This window comes from Bacteroides sp. AM16-24 (assembly GCF_003471885.1).
Classification (GTDB): domain Bacteria; phylum Bacteroidota; class Bacteroidia; order Bacteroidales; family Bacteroidaceae; genus Bacteroides.
Map to the genome: position 1 here is coordinate 113,629 of NZ_QRKI01000019.1, position 4,948 is coordinate 118,576.

The following is a 4,948-nucleotide window of genomic DNA, read 5'->3' on the forward strand; positions in this document are numbered from 1 at the left end:
TGCTCTGATGCTTCAACACTCCGATGAAACGGGTTTTGTTCACATAATAATAGTTCTTTCGCATCAGGAGGGAGAAGTTGGATATTCCACAGGATGATGCTCTCATGACTGAAGTTCTTTGATTCAGGAAATAAAGGCAGCAAAAAAGAAACAGCAAATGCCATAAACCCATCAATTCTTCAATGTAGTCAATACTGTAATATGTTTCCAGCATGGCAATGAAGAGAGACTTGCCGAATCGGTGCGGGCGAATCAAAAAGAGATAAGGTGGTTGTGCTCTATCAAGCTCGATATAGCGAGTCTTGTCTACATAATAATAGTTCTTCCGTATCAAGCGAGAAAAGTCTGATATTCCATAGGATAGTGTTTTCATAACTATAATTCTTTGATTCAGAAACAAAAAGCAAATACCATGAAAACATTGAAATAGTTATATCTTTCCCAAAAAAGCAATCCACTTTTTCTATCTCAAGGGTATTATTGGTTCCTATGAGATCGATTATCCCGGAATCCCCCCTTGTACATATGTGAATCTATAGACAGTTAATGGAAAAAAATATAATTGAATAGAGGTGAATTACTAGGAATTGATATATCGTTGATGGATAACACATAAAAAAATAACAGGAGGAATATTTTATGACAGTTGAAAACGTATAGCCTTATTGCAGCCTGCCCATGATATTAAGTGTTATACACTCCGCACGGGCATTGGTATAGACCTGCACGGACTTGTTAAAATATTCGGGACGACGACCTCGTCCGTCATAGAAGACACGGATGTACGACTGCTGTCCAGAGGCTATAGGAGTGTGTGGAAAAACAGCCCTAGTACAGTGACATGAAACCTTTACGCCCAATACTACCAACATGCCTTGCTCTGTGTTACGGAATACAAAATCAAAGGAGTCGACGGGCTGCGAAAGGGGGATGATGCCAAAGTCATGTACAGTGTCAGCGAAACAGATGCCGGCTGACGATAACCTATGTGAAACTGAAGGAGAGGAAATCCGATTGCGGCAGGAAATGCATATGGTGAGAACCAATAAAAGGATTGTAGCATAAAAATAAGTATATATTCGTCTCATAAGACAAAATGATTTGGATTACATATATAGAGAGAAAGGGGAGGACACCCTTTGATTAGATATCCTCCCCTGCCTGTATCGGTCTAGTAGTGCGTTTGGACACTATCTTTATCAATCAAACAATCGGAATTATTTGTACTGGGTAGGCCATGCGGTTGATGTAGTACCATTTGTAGCTCCCAATTCGCCTACGTTGACTGTTGCACGGTATTGGATGCCACCATTCAGACCCTCACGCTCGAATTTACCGGCCTGACAAGCAAATGTGCCGTCAATCTGAGTTGTGGTCTTCATTGCGAAGGTCACCTCACCGCCATCTTGAGTGAAATTACCTTTCACTGAATTCGGTGTACCGTTAGAGTCGAATTCGCTGCCAGAACCGCTTGTCGTTACATCGTTGATTACAACGAACGCACTGTCACTCTTGAACTTACCTGTATTTTTCAGATCATTATTTACAGTCAGCAATTGGGCTGTGTGGTTGGTTGTACCCTCATTGATCAGATCTTGACCGATGGTTACTTTCACTTCTTTACCATCCTTAGATGCTCTTACGTTGAAAATACCTTCTTTCTCTACCTTCACATCTTTTATGGTTTTCAGTGTACCGTCAGTCACAAGAAGAGTATTGTTGGCAAGTACTGTTACGCAATGTCCGAAGCAACTTTCAGTAACACCTTCAGCATTAAATGACTTGAATGCGATCTGTTTGTCAGCGTTGATGTATACATCCTTGTTCTCCATGTTCTTTTCAAAATCCTCCAAGTTATAGAATTGCTCGTCGCAACCCAGAATTTCAATAATGACAGTAGAAGGTTCTTCCACAACGTCGCTCAAAGTGAAGGCCATACGGTCTACCGTAGCAACCTGAGATACATAGATACCAGCTTTGCCAAGATCGGTGCTATAGGTCTTATCGCCATATACCTTGGTTGTGGTGCCGGTAGCAGTACCGTTGTCTACCAACTTACCGCCTACCTGACCGCTTAACTGGTCAATGAACAGACCGTTGTTATCCAAAGAGCTTCCAGTGAAGTTTACTACACCCTTGTTGTCTACAGTACCTTCATTGGCAGATGTACCCTTCACGTCAAGACGACCGTCAGTAGCGGAGTGACCATCACCGATGATATCAATTACAGAAACGGCAATCTCATTTTTGAGACTGGTATTTACATTGATTAATGTACGGTCACCAATCTCAACGAGTCCTTTGTTTTCCAGAGTTGTGATGGTAGCAGTGACAATACGTTTGTCAGCAGTGACGTTGTTATTTGCAAACCATTGTACATCATTACCAGTCCAAATATCCACAGCCGTAGCACGAGAATAAACCTTGTTTTCGTTGATAACCTTCTGAATAGTAATGTCAGAAGTTCCACTTGTATGTCCACCTACCAGATATACAGTAGCAGCGTCTGTGGTCTTCAAACGGTTTACTGCATCAGTATCATACTTATTGGTCAGAGTTCCCTTGATAGTGACTTCTGTATTGCCTTTTGCATTGTTGCCTAAAACCAGCGTACCATAGTTTTCTACATTCTTGGTCATCACTACCGTACACGGTTGTGCTATACTTTGTGCACCACCTATAGACAACTTGCCCACTTTATCACCGCAGCAGCCTGCGCCTTCAATTACTACAGGAACGTCAATAGTCAACACCGGGGTAGCGGAAGTAACAACTGCAGTTGCAAGGTTTTTGATGTGCATTTTGGTATCGGCAGCCACTGTCAATTTAGCACCGCATGCGCTATAAATCTTAATATTCTTGTCGAAGAACAGGCTGTTGTATTCACCGGTATATTTACCGCTACCTACATAAGGTGCAATAGCAGGATTCTTTGTGTCATCGAATGTCAGCGTAATGTCTTTCAGCAGTTTCACCTTATTAGCATCTTCAGCTATACCGGTAGCACCTTTTTCCTTTATCTTGTTCATGGCAGACAGGAAAGAAGCCTCGTCCACAACTAAGTATTCGGGAATAAATTCACACTCGGCCAAATTGATTTCCTTGATCAGAGCCTTATTTGGCGCAACGGCACCTGTAGGCATAGACAACTCGCAACTCTTGTCGTCAGTGTCAATCAAAATCACCTTCAGGTCACTGATGTTTTGAGGCAATACAGGCAACGCTATCCAAGCATAGTCGTCAGCTTCCGTAGGCTCATCTGCAGTTCCTTCAACGACGAAGTTATCAGCAGCGTTCTCGCCTGTCTTGCAAAGATTAGCCACAATGGCATTTGTCGTTTCATGGAACAACGGATTTGCTGTATAATACAAATTGGTTCCTGCACCCAAATCACCGGCTTTCAAAGCATCCACACATGCTTTTGCATTCAAGTCCTGTTTGTACAAGATACCTTGTCCTTCTGAATAGAAGATGACAGTCTTGATGTTTTTAGCATTAGGTGCTTGTGTTGCATAATTATACAACTTAGCAATAAGGAAGCCACTCAGCGTCTTGGCACTGATGCCGGATGCGGCGTTTCCACCCACATAGTTATCTATATAACCGATGCTGAATGCAACATCTGATGCTGCCGCATATCGGTCGGCAGTCTGGTCTACTGTAAACGTAGTAGGTTCGTTGGCTACAATCTGTCCTTTTGTGAAGGCATTGGTATAAGGATAGTAAGCCAGATACTCACCTTCAAATACCGAAGCATTTTTGGTAGAGAATATACCGCGTGCCAAATCTAGATCGCCTGAATATTCTTCTTCTCTACCTGCCCATTCTGAATTACTTGAATACTTGCCGGTAGTTTTTGTGTAGTAATATTTATTCCAACGACCTTCTGTAGATACTAGACCTTCAAAATTGGCTTCAGGTTTACCTTCGCCTTTGATATAAGCACCATTCAATAGCAGCTTGGCATCGCAAGGATCTGCTTTGGGGGACTTTGCTTTCACGTCCAACCATCCCACATGTTCATACTCGTAATTAGTATAAACCTTTTGGTCGGCAGTTTCCACAGCACCGAATCCGTCGTTAGCAACACCAGTCCAGCACAAACCGATTTTCGCGTTCAAACGGTTCGTTGTTAAAGAACCGTCATTTTCTAAAGCCGCTGGCATCCACACGAATTTACCTTCCGGATTATAAGCGCGTGTATCGGCATTGCCTTCATTGAGGCCAACGCCTAACAAACCGGCTTCCACCAGCTTGCCGCTCACTCCCTCATTGCCGTTGATGCCGTTGTTGGTTGTAAACTCATCATCGGCACAACTTGCCATCATGGCAGCTGCAAGAGAAAATAGTAAAATTTTGTTCGTTTTCATAAAAAAGAATAATTTTGTTTTCTTTGATTACCTTAGTTTATTAGTACATTATCTATCAGTACAATCTTGTTTTCCTTTAGAACGGAGCGTCTTCTCCATCAGGAGAGCTTGCAAATCCCAATTCCACTTCCACCTCCAGAACTTCCACTTCCGGAGCTTCATACTTCATTTCCTTTTCTACTTTCATAATCATAAAATTTAAATTGTTAGTAATATTAAAATTGTCTCTTTATTATCAACCGGTAATACGATAATTACTGCTACCGCTGGCTGCCTATTATCCCATCGCAAAGACAGGCTGCTTATTATATAAGAACCTTAGCCATTCCTATATATAATAGGTATAGCAAACCCGCATTTTCAGCCTGCAAAGTAAAAAACAAATTTCCTAAATAAATGGTGAGTGTATTCTGTTGATATACAAAGTGTTAATGGTTTTATAAAAGAGCTAAATATCCCAATAAAAGAATCTATTGAAACCTGATAATCTGAGCGAACATGCTGAACTACAGCCCATTCCGAGGTCATTTCCCAACAGGCAGTTTTACTCCTCCAAGTAAATTGACACTACTTTTTAG

3 protein-coding genes are annotated in these 4,948 nt (G+C 41.7%); all 3 read right to left on the reverse strand.

The features are described from left to right. On the reverse strand, positions 1-373 hold a 373-nt coding region (locus tag DW182_RS18665; protein ID WP_158580818.1), incomplete at its 3' end, for an AAA family ATPase. Positions 374-662: 289 nt separating this feature from the next. Continuing rightward, complete coding sequence (locus DW182_RS18670) at positions 663-1,088, reverse strand: DUF1573 domain-containing protein (protein ID WP_118296474.1); 426 nt, start codon at positions 1,086-1,088, stop codon at positions 663-665. 129 nt (positions 1,089-1,217) lie between these two features. Then, positions 1,218-4,370, reverse strand: coding sequence for a hypothetical protein (locus DW182_RS18675; protein WP_118296475.1), 3,153 nt, complete (start codon positions 4,368-4,370; stop codon positions 1,218-1,220). Between the last annotated feature and the right edge of the window lie 578 nt (positions 4,371-4,948).